The organism is Caloranaerobacter longqiensis, from assembly GCF_050286925.1.
Taxonomy (GTDB): domain Bacteria; phylum Bacillota; class Clostridia; order Tissierellales; family Thermohalobacteraceae; genus Caloranaerobacter.
This window is the reverse complement of sequence record NZ_JBFWFX010000062.1, coordinates 1-1,113: the sequence shown is the minus strand read 5'-3', so window position 1 is coordinate 1,113 and position 1,113 is coordinate 1. Positions and strand designations below refer to the sequence as shown.

General features: G+C 25.9%; 1 protein-coding gene. It reads left to right on the top strand.

The genetic code is table 11. From position 1 onward, the window contains the following. The first annotated feature begins 571 nt into the window (after positions 1-571). On the top strand, positions 572-835 hold the full coding sequence (locus tag AB4Y15_RS14110; RefSeq protein WP_427340967.1) for a hypothetical protein: 264 nt from the start codon (positions 572-574) through the stop codon (positions 833-835). The last annotated feature ends 278 nt before the right edge of the window (positions 836-1,113 follow it).

The following is a 1,113-nucleotide window of genomic DNA, read 5'->3' as shown; positions in this document are numbered from 1 at the left end:
TAATCCATAGGAAATTATAATAAAATCCCATATTTTAAAAATTTAATGTTGATTTTATTGAAACTTTGTCTGGCATGTTTACATGCCAGAGTCGTTATAAACTGTATTAATTTGTGGATAATTTTAAATATAATTTCCGTAATGGATATAGGCAAAATCTTCCTTAATTTATTTAAATCGAAGATTTTGTTCTAATATGACAACAAATAATTACAAGAATATAAAAAAATAAAGGAATTTACAATTTGATAGATAATATTTTTATTTGAAAGAAAATATTGTAATAAAGTATGTTAGTGGAAGAAGGATTTGAATGGGAGTAAGTAAAAAACAACAGCGCATATATTAGATATACACATGTAACAAAAGCTAATCTGACAGTGTTATGAAAAAAATGAAAGGGATAACGATGATAATGTAATAGAAATATATACATAAGCAAATTTCCACGAACAATTATTTGCAAACACCACTATATTGTATTATAATATGAACTTTAATTCGTGAAAAGAAAATTATCCGTAATGAAATCTAAAAGAAGATAAAAAATCTTAATCTATGTAAATCTTAAATGTTGGAGAGTGATATAGTGAATTCTGTTATTAAAGTAATGCCAGATTGGACTACTGTAGTATGGCAATTAGTAAATACTTTAATTTTGATTGGGTTAATTGTTTTGATTTTTTATATTGTTTTCAAATTACCTAAGACATTGAAGAGAATTTTAGTAATTGAGAACAAAGTTGTTAAGGGACAAATTCTTTTGCAAAAACCCCGTAGGGGAGAGATAGAAAAAGTTAATCTGGGAAATGGTGAGATTTACAGGGATATGTAGGTTTTTGGTGGGATATAAATAAAAAATCAAGGGACACATTCTTTTGCAAAAACAAACTGTAAGATAGAGATTTTTTATTCAGATGTTGGCAAGTAAAGCAGCAATCGTTACTTTAGTAATGAGTAGTAACGATTGCTTTTAAAAGCTGAAATTATGCACATTACAAGTCATTTTTATTTAATAAAATTTTATTATAAAAAGTTTATTAAATCAAGTTTTAAGCGGACATTTTTAGAAGTTAAGCGGACATAGGTTTAAAACCAGCAATATCAATATAT